The organism is Shewanella frigidimarina NCIMB 400 (assembly GCF_000014705.1).
GTDB lineage: Bacteria > Pseudomonadota > Gammaproteobacteria > Enterobacterales > Shewanellaceae > Shewanella > Shewanella frigidimarina.
Window position 1 is genome coordinate 4,475,021 of sequence record NC_008345.1, and the last position, 16,959, is coordinate 4,491,979.

At 41.7% G+C, this 16,959-nt stretch carries 10 protein-coding genes; 6 read left to right on the forward strand and 4 right to left on the reverse strand.

Annotated elements, in window-relative coordinates:
* Nucleotides 1–10 precede the first annotated feature (10 nt).
* The 3 genes from hslU to SFRI_RS19345 all read left to right on the forward strand — a co-directional run bounded on the left by hslU (nucleotide 11) and on the right by SFRI_RS19345 (nucleotide 2,247).
* On the forward strand, nucleotides 11–1,336 hold the full coding sequence (gene hslU, locus SFRI_RS19335; RefSeq protein ID WP_011639180.1) for an HslU--HslV peptidase ATPase subunit: 1,326 nt from the start codon (nucleotides 11–13) through the stop codon (nucleotides 1,334–1,336).
* 175 nt (nucleotides 1,337–1,511) lie between these two features.
* Nucleotides 1,512–1,898 carry a gamma-butyrobetaine hydroxylase family protein gene (locus SFRI_RS19340; RefSeq protein ID WP_011639181.1) on the forward strand — a complete coding sequence of 129 codons (387 nt, stop codon included), beginning with the start codon at nucleotides 1,512–1,514 and terminating at the stop codon, nucleotides 1,896–1,898.
* A 127-nt stretch (nucleotides 1,899–2,025) separates the two neighbouring features.
* Complete coding sequence (locus SFRI_RS19345) at nucleotides 2,026–2,247, forward strand: hypothetical protein (protein WP_041413245.1); 222 nt, start codon at nucleotides 2,026–2,028, stop codon at nucleotides 2,245–2,247.
* Nucleotides 2,248–2,508: 261 nt separating this feature from the next.
* Here the strand turns inward: SFRI_RS19345 and SFRI_RS19350 are convergent, their stop codons facing one another.
* Entirely contained in the window at nucleotides 2,509–2,796 is a 288-nt protein-coding gene (locus tag SFRI_RS19350; protein ID WP_011639183.1) for a hypothetical protein, read from the reverse strand.
* 294 nt (nucleotides 2,797–3,090) lie between these two features.
* Between SFRI_RS19350 and SFRI_RS19355 the strand changes: the two genes are divergently transcribed.
* Together SFRI_RS19355 and SFRI_RS19360 are read left to right on the forward strand one after the other, a co-directional pair.
* Nucleotides 3,091–3,870: a hypothetical protein gene (locus SFRI_RS19355; protein WP_011639184.1), complete on the forward strand. Its 780-nt coding sequence runs from the start codon at nucleotides 3,091–3,093 to the stop codon at nucleotides 3,868–3,870.
* A 207-nt stretch (nucleotides 3,871–4,077) separates the two neighbouring features.
* Nucleotides 4,078–5,121, forward strand: coding sequence for an IS110-like element ISShfr3 family transposase (locus SFRI_RS19360; protein WP_011635888.1), 1,044 nt, complete (start codon nucleotides 4,078–4,080; stop codon nucleotides 5,119–5,121).
* An 817-nt stretch (nucleotides 5,122–5,938) separates the two neighbouring features.
* Here SFRI_RS19360 and acnB read toward each other — a convergent pair.
* The gene (acnB, locus tag SFRI_RS19365; protein ID WP_011639185.1) at nucleotides 5,939–8,536 is read right to left on the reverse strand and encodes a bifunctional aconitate hydratase 2/2-methylisocitrate dehydratase; all 2,598 of its coding nucleotides are present in this window, start codon (nucleotides 8,534–8,536) and stop codon (nucleotides 5,939–5,941) included.
* 402 nt (nucleotides 8,537–8,938) lie between these two features.
* On the opposite strand from acnB, the gene hxpB reads away from it, so the two are divergent.
* Nucleotides 8,939–9,598 carry a hexitol phosphatase HxpB gene (gene hxpB / locus SFRI_RS19370; protein WP_041413246.1) on the forward strand — a complete coding sequence of 220 codons (660 nt, stop codon included), beginning with the start codon at nucleotides 8,939–8,941 and terminating at the stop codon, nucleotides 9,596–9,598.
* Nucleotides 9,599–9,929: 331 nt separating this feature from the next.
* On the opposite strand, the gene SFRI_RS19375 is transcribed toward hxpB, so the two are convergent.
* A complete protein-coding gene (locus SFRI_RS19375; RefSeq protein ID WP_011639187.1) occupies nucleotides 9,930–12,194 on the reverse strand; it encodes a patatin-like phospholipase family protein in 2,265 nt (754 codons plus the stop codon).
* Between the two features lie 108 nt (nucleotides 12,195–12,302).
* Nucleotides 12,303–16,766 carry an EAL domain-containing protein gene (locus tag SFRI_RS19380; RefSeq protein WP_011639188.1) on the reverse strand — a complete coding sequence of 1,488 codons (4,464 nt, stop codon included), beginning with the start codon at nucleotides 16,764–16,766 and terminating at the stop codon, nucleotides 12,303–12,305.
* Nucleotides 16,767–16,959: the final 193 nt, after the last annotated feature.

Sequence of the window (16,959 nt, forward strand, 5' to 3'; positions counted from 1 at the left end):
AGGAACAGTTATGTCTGAAATGACTCCACGTGAAATTGTTCACGAACTAGATGCACATATCATTGGCCAACAAAATGCCAAACGCTCAGTAGCCGTTGCATTGCGAAACCGCTGGCGCCGGATGCAACTTGAGCCAGAACTTCGCCATGAAGTGACTCCAAAAAATATTTTAATGATTGGCCCTACCGGTGTTGGTAAAACTGAAATCGCCCGTCGTTTAGCTAAATTGGCTAACGCCCCCTTTATCAAAGTTGAAGCGACCAAATTTACCGAAGTAGGTTATGTCGGTAAAGAAGTGGAACAAATCATCCGTGATTTAACCGACTCAGCAGTGAAAATGACTCGCGAACAGCAAATGAAAAAATGCCGTCATCGCGCCGAAGAAATGGCCGAAGAACGTATTTTAGATGCGTTATTGCCTAAGCCAAAAGATGACTGGGATACCGACCAAAAAGATGACTCGACTACCCGTCAGGTTTTCCGTAAAAAGCTGCGCGAAGGTCAATTAGACGACAAAGAAATTGAAATAGATGTTGCTGCGCCTCAAGTTGGTGTTGAAATCATGGCCCCTCCAGGCATGGAAGAAATGACCAATCAGTTACAAGGCTTATTTCAAAATCTTGGCCAAAGCACCTCTAAACGTAAAAAGCTTAAAATCAAAGATGCTTACAAGCAGTTGGTTGAAGATGAAGCGGCAAAGCTAGTCAATCAAGAAGACTTAAAAGAACAAGCCATCGAGCTGGTTGAGCAAAATGGTATTGTGTTTTTAGACGAAATCGACAAAATTTGTAAGCGCGGTGAAAGCTCAGGTCCCGATGTATCGCGTGAAGGAGTGCAACGTGACTTACTGCCATTAGTCGAAGGCTGCACAGTTTCCACTAAACACGGCATGGTTAAAACCGACCACATTTTGTTTATTGCTTCTGGTGCATTCCAGATGTCTAAACCGTCTGATCTAATTCCAGAGCTTCAAGGCCGTTTACCTATTCGTGTTGAATTAGACGCCCTTACCGCAGCTGATTTTAAACGCATTCTAACAGAGCCATTTGCCTCACTTACTGAGCAACATGTCGCCCTAATGAACACCGAAGGCGTCACCATCGAATTTACAGAGTCAGGTATTGAACGCATTGCAGAAGCGGCATGGCAAGTGAATGAGCGCACCGAAAACATTGGTGCACGTCGTTTACATACCGTGATGGAAAAATTGATGGAAGAGATTTCATACGATGCTTCTGAAAAGTCAGGTTCTAAATTTGTCATTGACGCTGAATATGTCAATGATCACCTTGATACCTTGGTACAAGATGAAGATTTAAGCCGCTTTATTTTATAACCATTATTTGAATCAAGCGCCCTCCCATTTGATTATTATTGATGGGAGGTCTCGTGACTTTTTGGTTTATGAATAAACATCACGAATGCAGGTTACAACAATAGGATTAACAGCAAAATCGCGTATGATGATAATCTGCGATTTAGCGTTAATCCTTTTTTTTATAGGTATTCCCATGACCCAATCAACGCCTACCGTCACCGGCATTAAACTTAAACGCCAATCTAAGTTACTCGAAGTGACATTTGATAATGACCAAACTTACAACATCAGTTGTGAAATGCTCCGAGTCTTCTCACCATCGGCTGAAGTACAACGTCATGGCGACCCAATATTGGTTACCCATAAGAAAGCCGTAAACATTAAAGCGCTCGAACCTGTTGGTCATTATGCAGTAAAAATCACCTTTGATGATGGTCATGATACCGGCTTGTATTCTTGGCAGGTGCTACATAACTTGTGCAGTAATCAAACTGAATTATGGCAACAGTATTTAGCCCGATTGCGTGCAGAGAAAGGCTCACGAGAACCACTGATTTCGATGAATATTAAGTATTCATGATTACGGTACGTTTTAACGATAGTCGTTAATTTCAATACTATATTTGCATAACTTTACTCATCGCGATCAGCAATTGACATTCAAACGATTATGCTTAGTCATAGTCTTCACTCGTACCGAGGTGTGTATGAAACAGTCAATTCAATTTCCTGTCATTAAAGTGTTATTAGTCGGATTCGCTATTATCAGTTTAAGTGCTTGTGCCCCACGTGCTCATCATGGACACGCAAAAGCGCCTACTAATAAAAAGACGGTAACTAAAGTGGTCGTTGTTAAACCCGCGGCATATCGCGTCGTTAATGTTAATAACGTTCATCAAAAGGATGTTGTCATCATTCGCAAACGTTAAATGACTCTAATACAAATGCCAGCGATTTTGCTGGCATTTTTGAATGATGGGTATGGTTAATTATCGATGAATATTTAATATTCATCTTTTTTAACAATGGCCTGTGGCCACTAACGTCGTGGCGCTTCGCCCACACCAGACCAAGTGCCAAAGTTGCACTTCTGGCAATAAATCTCATTAACCTCGTCATCCCGGCAATGCTTTTGAGCCGGGATGACGAGGTGTTTCTTTATGCTTAATGCTTATGATGACATACGGCCACTAAGGTCGTAGCGCCTCGCCCACGCCGGATTTTTCAAACTTCGTTTGAATTAAGATCGCAAGGTTCCACCCTGCACCGGCCAAAAGGGGATCAACAGCAATCCCCTCTTGAATCACCCCTGCCGTTCCGGCAACATTTTCGCTATTTAACCAAACAACAGCAGCGAAAAAATTGCGACGGAAATAGATCCAGCTTTTGACTTCATTTTCGTGTTCTTCGGCCTTATTCGAAAATGCTAACGCTTCCGATGGTACATCCTGTACCGCGAAAGCTAAGCTCACATCCATGTGAGCTTCACGCTATTTTCTTCAACGTCCTCAAGTTATTGATCCCTGATGATTTACAAAAACTGAAACATGAATAATTAAGAATACCACCTATTTTTGTACAATTTTAATTGGCCAAATCACAAACGATTAGCTTAAGAGTTGTACAAACAACTACCGTAAAAAAGAAAATTCCTATAGCATAAAGTTTAACAATTAATCCGAATGCACATCGACCAAACCTAGAAAACAATTTATATCTGATAAACAACTCAACACATAAATACTAAATATTGAATAACAACTGAGGCATCCGTGGATAAATCACAAATAGCGATTTTTATTTCCTTAGGAAGTTTGTTAATTTCAGCTCTCGGCTTTGTATTCGCAATACGCCAATCAAAGATTAATCGGAAGTTAGAAAAAATAAGGGCTTATGACAAGGTATACCATGACGCATCTGATTTATTGTTATACGACTATAAAAAACAATTAGGAAAACTATTTGAAAGTGAAGATAAGTACTTAGAAAAAGCTGTAAATGAATATGCTAGTGCACATTGGTTAGAGCAAACATATGGAATGGACTTTGATTATCCTCCAGAAGCTATTACAGACAGAGAAAAAGCTGATTTTAATACTAAAGTGTCAGTTGCTTACCGTGAGAATGAGAGTAAGAAGCAAGGCGAGCATTTCGATGCGTTCATCAACTATCAGTCTCCAGTTTTCCACTTAAAAAATAATGAGTTTGATAAACGATTTAAAAGATTGATGGAACATGTAACTGAGAATCTGTCATATTTCAGTCCTCAAATACACAAAAGTTGGGAAAAAATGAGGTTATTAACACCCGAAAGTGTAAAAAATGAATACATAGCTTTAAAAAGAATTAACGAATACTCTTGTGAAGCAATTGAAGAAGTAATCGAAGACCCATATTTGCAAATATTATTAAGTATTCGCCACGAATATAGACAGTTAAATAGAACCGCAAATGACCGATTTTCAGACTTCTGGTTTGAACTATCGTATTTACCCTCACGCTTAAAATCTAAATTAAAAAGAAAATTTACTCGTAATGAATTTGATATTTAGTAGGGTCTGAGAAAACTTTCATAAAAGATAGGTTCCAATCCATATCTGTCCACTGGCGAGTTTTCCTAGCTTGTCAAAGCCTAAATTCAACTCTGAACTTGAGGCCGTTGAAGAAAATAGCGTGAGCTGGCCATGGATGATGAGATGGACGCTCCCTAATGCGCCAAACTGATGTTGAACCACACAGTTACTTAAGGAGCGTCCACCATGAAAGTTACCACTATTTCGATTGATTTGGCCAAGAATGTATTTCAAGTCCTTGGGATGGATTGTCATGCAAAACAAGTCTTCAATAAGCGTTTAAATCGCACTCAACTGACCGAATTTATGCTGCAACAACCCAATTGCGATGTGGTCTTCGAGGCTTGTTATTCATCCCATTACTGGGGGCGTAAGTTTCTCGCTATGGGGCATAACGTTAAGCTCATTCCTGCCCAACATGTCACCCCGTTCGTGCGAGGCAGTAAAAATGATAACAATGACACTATGGCGATTTATGAAGCCAGCTTTAGGCCTAACATTCGTTTCGTGCCAGTGAAAACCGAAGAGCAGCAAGAGATATTGATGTTGCACCGTATCAGGGAGCGATTAGTAAAGGAGAAAACCGCCTGTACTAACCAAATTAGAGGTGTCTTAGTTGATTTTGGCATTTGTTTTGCCCAAGGCTATAAAGCGTTTGAAGTGGCCATTTGGGACATCATTAATGATGCATCACAACGTCCCATAATCAAGCTGATGGCAAATGACTTCTGGGGTGAATATCAAAGTGTAAATACACGTTTAGACAGAATTAATACCTTGATAAAAAAGCTTATTGAGCGTGACCCTAATGGCAAAATATTACTGAGTATTCCAGGTGTCGGCCCCATCATCGCTTCAGCATTTGTCGCATCAATTGGCCGAGGCCAGGCTTTTAATACCGCTAAAGAGTTGGGTGTGTGGCTGGGGTTAACTCCTAAACAATTTGCCTCTGGCCATAGAAGTGTTAATGGCAGTATTACCAAACGAGGCAATGGCTATTTACGCAAGCAACTTATTCATGGTGCCAGAGCAGTCGTCAGCCACGCTAGTAAAAAACAAGATGATTTAAACCTTTGGATAATGCAGTTAAGAAGCCGAAAAAGCATCTGCAGTACGGTGGTTGCCACCGCCCATAGACTCGCCAGACTAATATGGATTTTATTACAAAAACAAGTGCCTTATGTTCCGCAATATGCTGCAAATCAAGGTGTAAACCATGGTACTTGTTAACACTGTTGTCGCTATCTTGCTGAGCTCGGGCTGGCCAAGGGTAATAAACCCGACTGGATGATAATAGCCGCAAGATAGCACATTAAACACTCACCAAGGTTGTTGTTAACGATGAATAAATGGCTCAGTCCAACCAGTGCTAGCCTGAATAGGCCAAGGATAGTGTAAACCTAATCCGCATGGATGTTTCAATTGATAGGCGCAGTGGTACGGATTTCATTAGGGGCGCAGCTTGACTGTTAAGCCCGTATATATGGCAGTTCAACCGCTTCTAGCGGTAAATGAGCCGCATCAAAAACAATGACAAGTGTGAAGCAATAGAATAGAAAACTAAGGCCAAAAAGCTTTGGGTAAGCAGAGTATTATCTTGACTCACCGGGAGCGTCCATATATGGCCCGCTAGCTTTCGAGGGGAAGGGACGCCCCATCGTAAGCGTTAGCATTTTCGAATAAGGCTGAAGAACACCAACACGAAGTTAAAAGCTGGATCAATCCCCATGGCGACCTTTTCGCTGTTTGAAAATGTTGCGGGGCGGCTGGGAGTTCCAAGAGGGAACAGCCGTTGGTTTCCTCTTGGTCTGGTGTGGGTGAAGCGCCACGACGTTAGTGGCCTCAGGCCATAAGAACATAGATATGGCTAATTTTCGCATTGGTTTTAGCCGTTGATTAATTTAGTGGGATCAGGGTAAATCTTTATAAAAAGATAGGTTGAAACTCATTTTTATCCTGAAATAAGTTACAAGTTAAACAATATAACACCAATAAAAATGCCAGCATTTCTGCTGGCATTTTTGATCAATTGTTAACTAGTTTAAGCTTAAAGCGCGGCTTGGAAAATCACGCTGTCGGCTTTCTTAGTGTAAGAATCGATTTGGTCGAAGTTCAAGTAACGGTAAGTATCAGCTGCTGTTGCATCCAATTCTTTAGCGTAGTTTTGATATTCTTCAACTGAAGGTAAACGACCTAGTAACGCTGCTACAGCGGCTAACTCAGCTGATGCTAAGTAGACGTTTGCGCCAGTACCTAAACGGTTAGGGAAGTTACGTGTAGACGTTGATACTACAGTAGCACCTTCTGCAACACGTGCTTGGTTACCCATACATAGAGAACAACCAGGGATCTCGATGCGAGCACCAACACGGCCGAAGATTGAGTAGTAACCTTCTTCCGTTAATTGATCGCGGTCCATCTTAGTTGGTGGTGCAATCCATAAACGAGTTGGTAACGTAGTAGCAAACTTTTCTAACATCTTACCAGTCGCACGGAAGTGACCGATGTTAGTCATACAAGAACCAACAAACACTTCGTCAATCTTAGTTTGTGCAACGCTTGATAATAATACAGCATCATCAGGATCGTTTGGTGCACAAAGGATTGGCTCTTTGATGTCGTTTAGATTGATTTCGATAATTTCAGCATATTCTGCATCTTTATCTGCTTCCATCAACTGTGGGTTAGCAATCCATTCTTGCATCGCGGTAATACGACGTTCAATAGTACGACGATCGCCATAACCTTCTGCAATCATCCACTTTAACATTACGATGTTAGAGGTTAGATATTCAATGATTGGCTCTTTGTCTAGCTTAATGCTACAACCTGCAGCTGAACGCTCAGCAGATGCATCAGATAATTCGAATGCTTGTTCAACTTTAAGTTTTTCAAGACCTTCGATTTCTAATACGCGGCCAGAGAAAGCGTTGATTTTGCCTTTCTTCTCAACCGTTAGCAGACCCATTTCAATTGCTTTTAATGGGATAGCATGGACTAAATCACGTAAGGTAATACCTGGTTGCATTTCGCCTTTAAAGCGCACTAGCACAGACTCAGGCATATCAAGAGGCATGACACCTGTTGCAGCAGCAAATGCCACTAAACCAGAACCGGCTGGGAACGAAATACCAATAGGGAAACGAGTATGTGAATCACCACCAGTACCTACGGTATCTGGTAATAACATACGGTTTAACCACGAGTGAATAACCCCGTCACCTGGACGTAAAGCAACACCACCACGGTTCATAATGAAATCTGGTAGTGTGTGGTGAGTGGTAACATCCACTGGCTTTGGATAAGCTGCAGTGTGGCAGAATGACTGCATGGTTAAATCAGCACTAAAGCCTAAACATGCTAAGTCTTTTAACTCATCACGTGTCATAGGGCCAGTAGTGTCTTGTGAACCAACAGAGGTCATCTTAGGTTCGCAGTATTGACCAGGACGAACACCTGATACGCCACATGCTTTACCGACCATTTTTTGGGCTAAAGTAAAACCTTTGTTAGATGCAGCGATATCTTGTGGACGAACGAATACTTTTGATGCTTCAAGACCTAAGGTTTCACGCGCACGGTCAGTAAGACCACGACCAATGATCAATGGAATACGACCACCAGCACGAACTTCATCTAACAACACTTCGGTTTTAAGTTCGAATGTAGAGATAACTTCATCAGTGCCGTGACGCTTAACTACACCTTCATAAGGGTAGATATCGATCACATCGCCAGTGTCCATTTGATCAACGTTTAGTTCGATCGGTAATGCACCCGCATCTTCCATGGTGTTGAAGAAAATAGGTGCAATTTTGTTACCTAAACAGAAGCCACCAGCACGCTTGTTAGGTACAAAAGGAATGTCATCACCCATAAACCATAACACTGAGTTAGTGGCAGATTTACGTGAAGAACCCGTACCAACAACATCACCTACGTAAACTAAAGGATGACCTTTACCTTTTAACGCTTCGATTTCTTTGATTGGACCCACAACACCTGATTCATCAGGCACAATACCGTCACGCGCATTTTTTAGCATTGCTAATGCGTGTAGTGGAATATCTGGACGAGACCATGCATCTGGCGCAGGAGACAAATCATCAGTGTTGGTTTCACCAGACACTTTGAAAACAGTTAAGGTAACTTTGTCAGCCAATTTTGGACGATTTAAGAACCAATCTGCATTGGCCCAAGCGTCAACCACTTGCTTAGCAAAATCATTACCCGCTTGCATTTTTTCAACAACATCGTGGTATGAATCAAACATCAACAATGTATTTGAAAGTGCGGTAACCGATAGAGGTGCTAATGCTGCATTATCTAGTTGGTCAATTAACGGCTCAATGTTGTAACCACCTTGCATAGTGCCAAGCAGTTTAACAGCGTGTTCTGCGCTTAAGATAGGAGATGACACAGTGCCTTTAGCGACTGCATCAAGGAAAGCGGCTTTAACGTAAGCAGCTTCATCTACTCCTGGTGGAATACGATTTTCGAGCAAGTCGAGGATGAATGCCTCTTCACCTGCTGGGGGTGTTTCAAATAACTTAACCAGTTCAGCCACTTGTTGTGCATTTAATGGCTTAGGGACTACGCCCTCTGCAGCACGTTCTGCGACGTGTTTACGATATGCTTCTAGCACGGCAACATTCCTCTTTGTTTGACGCCTAACGGCGAAACTCAGCGCCACTATGGTTACGCTGATAATTCCACTGGTTCGGGCTTGAAATCCGACCTCCAGTATACTACAGCTTTATAAAAGTATGAATCAGCTCACACTATCAGAGGTATGAAATCAATGCGATTTATCAACCTAAAAATCAATTTAACGCCAAGTTGAATAAAATAAAATTAGACAATAGTTTGAAACAGGCGGAAATTCTCTTAAATACATTAACTTATACAGTACCCACTGATTAAACTATATACAAAAAAATATCCCCTTTTTTAAATGAAATATTTTTTAAAAAGTGTGTTTTGATTGTGTCCAATCAACAACAACGTGATAATTAGCGCTTAACATTGTGCCGTTTATGGAGTCAGTATTGTGTCAAACCAAATAAAAGCCGTTATTTTTGATATGGATGGGATTTTAATCGATTCCGAACCGGCTTGGCAGTTGGCCGAGCAGACTGTCCTAAATAGCTTTGGACTTAATCTCAGCCTTGAAGAAGTGGAGCAAACCACAGGCTTGCGTATTGATCATGTTGTTAGCTATTGGCACCAACGTTTTCCTTGGCCAAATTACGACAATACAGCTACGGCCAATACCATAGTTAATGAAGTTGTAAGCCAAATAAAAGCCAATGGTGAACCAATGCGAGGCGTTATTGAGTCGCTAGAGACGTGCAAACGTTTAGGGCTTAAAATAGGTTTAGCCACATCGTCATCGTCATTAATTATTGAAGCTGTGCTGCATAAGTTGGCCATTGGCCATTATTTTGATGCGATTGAGTCCGCTGAAAATCTCGATTATGGCAAACCACATCCTGAAGTATATTTAAATTGCGCTAAAGGACTGGGCATTGCGCCAGGACAATGCATCGCAATTGAAGATTCGTTTAATGGTTTAATTGCCGCGCGGGCTGCCAGTATGCAAACCGTAGCCATTCCTGCGCCCCACACAGCCACACAAACTAAATGGGTGATTGCCCATAACCAACTTGCTCATGCCGGATTACTGCCCGCGCTTCTAGAGGCCTAGACCGCTACGCGGATAGTCCGCTGCGCTTCTAGAGCGGACTTCGTCCTGCTAGGGACAGCTTCGCTGCGAGGACGATAACAAGCGATAACAGCGAACGCTGCGCTCACGGATAGGGCACTCTAGGCTTTTAGCTTTTAGCTCGATTGTTATCTCTCGTCATCGCTTGCCACCGCTCGTCACCAAGATTTTATAGCCTCTAGCAGCGAAGCGCTCTAGCCACTAGGCTTTTAGCTCGATTGTTATCTCTCGTCATCGCTTGCCACCGCTCGTCACCAAGATTTTATAGCCTCTAGCAGCGAAGCGCTCTAGGCTTTTGGCTTAGATAGACTGCCTAAAAGTTTTTACCAACAAATAAGTAAAATGCTGTTTCACCGCGGTCGGTAAAACCAAAACCTAATGCTGCAGGGCCCCAATCGGTGTCGGTTCCGAGATAGAAACTACCGGCATAAATTAAATCATCTAAATCGACATCATCACGATCAAACCACACATTACCAGCTTCAAGACTGGTGCCTAAATACAAAGGCAAGTCGGTGATCAATACATCACGGCCGAGATCGTATTGATAAATCACTGCCCCAAACACTTTATGTGCACCAATTAAGGTGTCTTTACGGAAACCCGACAAGTTCAAGAAACCGCCTAAATCTGCCACATGCAAGGTAAAGTTACCGTCATTCTCTACGGTCGCCAGCTCCACCTTACCTACAATGGCGTGATTTCCGAGTTTCAACGCACCCTTCCAATCCGCTTCAAATTGCCAAGCAAGATCATCACTAAAGGTCGTATCGACATTGCTTAATCCATTGTAGGATTCGTCTCTTAAGTAGCTGACAAAGGTAATTCGATTACCTTCAGTCGGGAAGCTAATGCTGTTTAGGCTGTCGTAGGCCACTTTAAAATAGCCACCCGTTGAATGATAATCTAGTGAATCAACCGAGCCAAATTCACTGCTAACCCGACCATCTTCGCCGACAAAGCCTAATTCGATAATTCCATCTGAATTAAAGTTATAGCCGATACCTAAAACGATTTGAGCGACATTATTTTCGAGTTCTACATAACGGCTATCTTGATCAATTAAATCCCAATCTTTCATTTCATACTGGAATCGCGCTAGGCTATAAAATGTTTGATCACGATCTAATGGTTGATAAAACTCAGTGCCGACTAACTTTTTATACCCAAGTTCTAATTCATTACGCCACTCACCACCATTTTCGGTTAAGTCGGTCATGGTGTAAGCCAAGCTTAACGTAATAGCTGAATCTAAGGTGAAGTCATCTTCCCAGTTAAAGCCTGCTTGAAAGTAATTCGGCCCCCATGATTTTGCTCGGGTGGTAATGGTTAAAATTCGGCCTTGCTCAACATCTTCAAACTCAGCATCGACACGCTCGAATTTATTCAATGAATACACTCGGTTTAAGGCTAAATTTAACTCTTCTTTGGTTAGTACAACGCCTTCGGTAATCCCTAAACGATCGCGCAGTAATTTTTCGCTGACTTTTGATTGATTATCAAAAGCAATTTTATAGATGGGTTTTTTAAGTGGATCGATCCACATTAAGCTTTGTTGTAATTTATCCGCTTGATAAGCCAAATAGTCTTGCTCACCAATACCAAGCGGTTCTAGCTTCACCAACTCTAATATAGCGGCATCTTCACCTAATTTAAGCGCTAATGGCATGATTGAAAAATCAGTGGTACTTAGGCTATCAATGGCGGGACGAATGAGAATATCACCAGTCGTCAGTAAGGTCTTTTGGCGGGCGGTGCTCGCTTGAGTTAAAATGGTTGAGAGCTGCTCTAGTACGGCAATAGTACTGTCTAAGTTTTCTTGTTTGGTCAGTGCTGAACCAATATCGACGGCAATGATAATATCTGCCCCCATCGCTTTCACCACATCGATAGGCATATTATTGGCAATTCCGCCATCAACCAGTAAACGACCGTTAATCAGTGCTGGCTGCAATGCTCCTGGTACTGTGGCAGATGCTTGCATGGCTTGTACTACACTGCCGCTGGATAACACTACAGCTTCACTGGTTGCTAAATCCGTCGCCACCGCTCGGTACGGAATCGCGAGTTCATCAAAGTCACCAAACTGTTCAACTAAACCTGTCGAGTGGCGCAATAATTGAGACATGCTTTGGCCACGTAACAAACCACTAGGTGAAGTTAAGCTATTATTGTTATAACCCACGGTCAGTGGAATATTAAACTGATCACGTTGCTGTTTATCGCGGTAGCTTAATTTATCGCGCGGAATAGTGTCTGAGTAGCCTTTAGACCATTCACCACTGAGCATGATTTCTTCAATTTGGTCGGCGTTATAGCCTAACGCGTACATACCAGCAACGTAAGCGCCAATACTGGTACCCGCAATGTAATCGACCGGAATATGATATTTTTCAAGTACTTTCAACACACCAATATGTGCAGCACCTTTTGCCCCACCGCCACTCAGCACTAAGCCAATAGTGGGTCTTTCTTTAGCGGCTTTTTTCGCAGCATAGACAGGTTGCACTGCTAGGCTAAAGCAAATACAGCTAGCCAAAAACCAGGTAGATAAGTTAAGGCGCAAAATTTGTTGCATAAATCATTCCGAAAGTAAGTAAAAACAACTTATTCTAACAAAATTTAACCAATACCCATACTAATGGATAGCAGCAAGAAGATTACCTTGGCATCATCAATGAACACATCATTCATTAATCCCCATTTGTCGCTTAATATCGAGCTCAAGTTCGGCTTTGGGCATCGGCTTGGCAAAATAATATCCCTGAATAATGTGGCAGCCACGCTGAACGACTTGTGCAAGCTGTTCAGATGTTTCCACGCCTTCAGCAACGACCTCAAGGGATAGGTTACGAGCTAATTCAATAATACTGCTCACAATGGCTTGATCGGCTTGATGGGTGTCAATATGGATTAAAAACGAGCGATCAATTTTCAGAATATTGACTTGGAATGAACGTAAATACGCAAGCGACGAATAACCGGTACCGAAATCATCGATGGCAACATCAATACCTAACTGCTCTAACGCGCGTAAATGCTGGCTGGCAATATCAATTTCTTTCATCAATACGCCTTCGGTAATTTCTACCGACAAACATCTAGCAGGCATACCAGTTTGATGCAATGTCGCAGTCAAAAAGTCGATAAAATCTGGTTGTCTAAAATGCATTGCAGACACATTAACCGACACTGTTATCTCGCTTTGATATCGCTGATGCCAATCTGCACCGTCGAGACAAGCTTGGGTAAGTACCCAACGATCAATCTCAACAATCAAGCCGCAAGATTCTGCAATACCAATGAACACATCGGGGTTAACCATGCCATCTTTTGGGTGTTTCCAACGAATTAATGCTTCAACGCCAACAATACTATTTTGTTGGTCGACATCTATCTGAGGCTGATAATACAATTCAAATTCATTGCACAGTATCGCTCGATGTAAATCAGCCTCTATGCGCAAGTGATACAACGCTTCTGCATTACGTTCTGCTGAATAATATTGAAAATGACCACGGCCTTCTTCTTTAGCGTGGTACATGGCTAAATCGGCGTTTTTAATCAAGGTTTCAGGCGTTTGATCATCATCAGACCAAATGCTAATACCAATGCTGGTCGAAATGAAAAATTCTCTTCCGTATAATTTAAAAGGAGTTTCTATTTGTTTTAATAACTGTTTTGCAATGTGGTTAATGGTGTCGACGTCTTTTGCATCACGCAGCAAAATAACAAATTCATCACCGCCAAAGCGACACAACAAATGCTCTTCAGACAAACAAGACTGCAGCCTACTTGCAGCTTCAACGAGTAATGCATCACCCATACTGTGGCCATATGAGTCATTAACATGTTTAAATCTGTCGAGATCTAAAAATAACAACGCTAGGGTTTCTTTCTGCTGCTTTGCCGTTTCAATAACTTGGCCCAATCGACGCGAAAACATCGCTCGATTAGCTAAGCCAGTTAACATGTCATTGTTTGCTAAACGGCGCAGATGTAACTCATTATGCTTACGTTCAGTGATATCTGAAAATACCACCACATAATGTAATGCCGAACCATTCATATTAAACATGGTCGATACATTTACCCAAACAGGGCATCGGCTACCATCACTACAATTAAACTCACATTCTCCAGTCCAAAAACGTTCCTTATCGAACACCTCTTCCATGTCAAAAGGCTCTACAGTCTCAAACACTAAATCGGAAAAAGGTTTGCCAGCTAAATCACTCTTTTTAGCCGCTAGAATTAAATTAGCCGCTGCGTTGCTAATTTTTATGTTCTTTTTCATGTCTAATATCAACATGCCTTCGGAGGTATTTTCAAATGCTTGAGCTAATAAATTGGCTTCACTTTCAAGGGTTCTTTGTTGAGTGATGTCGGTATACATCCCTGCAGCATAAATTAACCTTCCATTGTTAATATCTACCTCAATAGCGCGGCCTTTAATGCGTAACCAATGCCACTGATGATCATGCTGATTACGATATCGATACTCGGCATCAATCATCTCCACTTTACCGTTAACAAGGTCCTGCCACACAGATGTGATTCTCTCAACATCGTCTTGATGTATTGGGATATCTTCTAATTTAACGTTAATGTGCGTGTCTGGTCCTAATACCCCACCTCGGTTATCGAGTGACAGCACTTGTGTTGATGCATGCCATTCCCATAGGTCAGAGTCACTGCCTTTTAACGATTGACGTAGGCGTTCGTCACTTTCAACCAATGCATGATTCATTTGCTTAAAACGATGAATTTGTCTCTGTCTGTATAACAATATAATGGCGGCTATCAGCAAAATGCTAAAAATCAATGCACCAGTAAATTGTTGCGAGCGCCACCAAAACTGCTTTACCGTAAATCGATATTGAAATGGCTCATTCGACCACACACCATTTCTTTTATATAAAAGCTCAAGTGCATACGCCCCAGCGCTTAAACCGGTAATATTAATCTGTGACTGGCCCTCTAATAGCACGTAATTGCCAGAGTCTGCGCCATCTTTAACCAAACGATACTGTATGGTCATCGGCTTATCATCAAGGTAATCGAGTACGGCAATTTGAAAGCTAATTAAACTGGCTCCGGGTTCTACTTGCGACAATTGACTTGGAATGAGATAAACCTCGGTATTGTTTTCATAAAACACCGATACAGATTCAAGTATCACTTTGTCATTAACAGTGCGCGGCGCCAGTTTATCGAGGTCGATTAACATCGCTCCGTCTGGTGTACCCACAAAAAAGCCTTTAGCAGGATCATAAAATTTTGCCGACTCATTAAATTCATCGGAAATAAAACCGTCTTTATGGCTATACGAGCTGACTTTACCTGTCGCCTTATTAACCTTAATAATGGCACTGGCACAGCCAACGATATGATCTGTTTCAGTATCTTGTAAAAAGAACACCACTTTACAATCGATCTTCCACTGTTGATCCAGCGAAATAACCTCATCGGTTTGAGTATTGAATTGATAAATCCCTTGCTGGGACGTACCTAACCAGATAACACCCGGTGACACTTGCATAAGACTATTCATGGTTGGGACATTAGTAAAATCAGCAAATACATCCACTTTAGAAATATATTCGCCAGAGGTCGTCAAATAGCCAAAATGTTTACCGCCACTAATCCATAAATGGCCAGCATCATCCCTTAATAAAGCTTTATAAAAGGTATTACTCAATGACTGCTGCCCATCTGATAAAACTTGTAACGTTAAATCAGCATTACCATCTTGCCAATAATACAGACCTTTATTGGTGGTAAACCAAATAACATCTTTGTGTAGCTCATCACGATAAATCCCAATAACAATTCTATCGTTTAGTGACTCGTTACCACCGCTCCAAGTAGCGAAATCGGTTCTGACATTAGTCTTTTTATTGACTACATATAAGCCACTGGTAGTGGCCAATACAAGATGCTCCGCGTTCAAGGATTCAATCCGGTAAATACTGTCGCTCAGTGCAAAACCTGTGGGAATAACCATGGTTGAAGTTTGGTTCTGAGTGTTAACTACAGACAAACCACCATCGGTACCTAGCCACACCTTATCGCCTTCGCTGTATACCGACCACACCATTTCATTATCAAGTTGATAGGGTGGCTTTTTAGAATAATCTTCAATTAAAAAATGAGGTTTACCAGCAATCACCGCCAACCCATCACCAGAACCACCAACCCACAATAAACCATCAGAATCCACCGCCATATCATGAATGTAATCAATATTGGCTCGCTGCTTAAGCTCGTCACGGTGTACGGTTAATTTGTTGTTTTCTGGACTCCAAAATATCAATCCTGCTCGGCTTGAAATCCACAAATCACCATTAAGATCTTGTTCCATTTGATCAACATAATAGGGGATTTCAGGCACCGATTGCACGGTAAGCGTCTCAGTATCGACCTTAAATAACCCTTTCGATGTCAGCATCCACACTCTTTGTTGTTTATCTTGGAACAACTTTCTGATGGAATCGTTTTTATCAGACCACGGAAATGTGCCAATGAAGGTTCCATCGGCCTGGTGCAGCTGAAGTTCGTGATTAGTCGAAAACAAATACTGGGAGTTGTGTAACTCAAGCGCATTGCGCCAAGGTAAATTGTGGTCTAATGAATGGCTTGGAGATAAAGACAATTGCTGAGAAGCATCATCAAAATAATACACTTGGCCAGAGTAAGCGAGCATCAGCAACCGTCCATCAAGCTGACGCTGAGTTGCCGCCACGCGAATACTTTTATTGATATTAGTCGCATCATTATCTTCAGGTTTAAGCAATAAGCTGAAGTGATTGTCTAAAATACTGTAAAGATATGACGAGGAATTAGTGCCAACAAGCAAATGGTCTTGGCCAGAATTAACGACTGTTGTAATCAGTTCATCATCAAGTACCGAATCAAACCCCACTTTATCAATACGCCTTACCTTGCTATTACTAACGCGATAAATACCTTGTTGAGTCGCTAGCCATACGTGACCATAACCGTCAAAACTAATGTCTTGAATAGTCGCATTAGCTAAACCATCTTTGGCGTTAAATACTCGCTGAACAATGTCTGCACTACATGCAGGTAATACCGTAAATAAGGATAATATAAAACAGCCTAGGCTTACCAATACAGCTCTGGTCATAAATTCAATTTATCCTTTACGTGATCAAATGCAGGCAAGCCCCACACGTAGTAAAAACAGGTTTATCGTCATCCACACATTAATCATCTTGGTGTTGTGATAATTTTTTTTCTGCAGCCAAAATCAACATAGGTTGTTGTCGTTATTCTGGACGATTAAAATGAGATTTTTATAAATAATATTAATGTTTTAA